The organism is Synechococcus sp. H55.10 (assembly GCF_047502715.1).
Lineage (GTDB): Bacteria > Cyanobacteriota > Cyanobacteriia > Thermostichales > Thermostichaceae > Thermostichus.
The window spans coordinates 1-906 of record NZ_JANSJJ010000094.1 but is presented as its reverse complement, the minus strand read 5'-3'; the positions used below and the strand labels follow the sequence as shown (position 1 = coordinate 906).

Annotated in this window: 1 pseudogene; it reads right to left on the bottom strand. The window is 63.6% G+C overall.

What is annotated here, in order from left to right:
- A pseudogene (locus NW858_RS07170) lies at nt 1-906 on the bottom strand (hybrid sensor histidine kinase/response regulator); the annotation flags it as partial.

The window sequence follows — 906 nt, the reverse complement described above, 5'->3', positions numbered from 1 at the left end:
TCTCCCAAGGGGACGGTGGCTGCCCGACCAGCAGATCCCAGGCCGCCTCCACGCTCTCCGACCCCTCCGCTTGCAGGGTTGCTTCGACGGGGGTCGCCTCTTCTGATCCAGGTTCCTGGCTCCCCTCGGCTGCAGAGGATTCTTCTGCCGGGATCCCAGCAGCCGCCCAGTCCGCTGAGGCAGCCGTGCTCGCGGGTTCACGGAAGAGTGGCTCTGGCTCTCCAACAGGGCCCAGGTCGAAGGAGGTGGGGATCCCTGGCTCCTCAAGGGCCGGTGGCACAGGGCGGAAGGCCAACAACTCAGAGGAGGGCTGGATGGTATGCGCTGCTCCGCTGGCCAGAGCCTGGTGAGCCTGTTTCAAATCTCGCAGAACCGGCAGAGCCAGTTGCCGCAAATCCTGGGCGGGATCCGCCAAGATCTCGCCAATTAGGCGGGCTAGGGCTGTCCAGCCACCCAGATCCACAGACTCAGCCTCTCCCACCTCGTGGAGCGATTGAACCAAGCTTTGCAAAGCGGGCCGCGTAGCTGGGTCATCGGGGCGTTTGAACAGCTCCAGCATCTGGCGCAACAGGGCTGGGATCCGCTGATGAACCACCACCTCCAAAGGATCTGGGGGTGCAGCGGGAGCCACAGGGTGAGCCAGTTGCTGCAATTCCGCCGAAGCCGCCACCTCTTCGGCTCTCCCCGCCAAGACAAGTTGCTGCCCTTGCTTCAAATCCCGCAAGGCAACCAACGCCAACGTTCGCAGATCGGCGTCGGGGTTGCCCAGGGCTTGCTCGAAGGTTTCGGTTAACTGTTGCCAGCCCACCAGATGATGCACATGCCCGATCTGCTTGAGAACAGCATTGGCCGCCAGCAACTGCTCGCGAACGCCCGGCTGATCCCCGCGCTTGAACAGCTCCAACA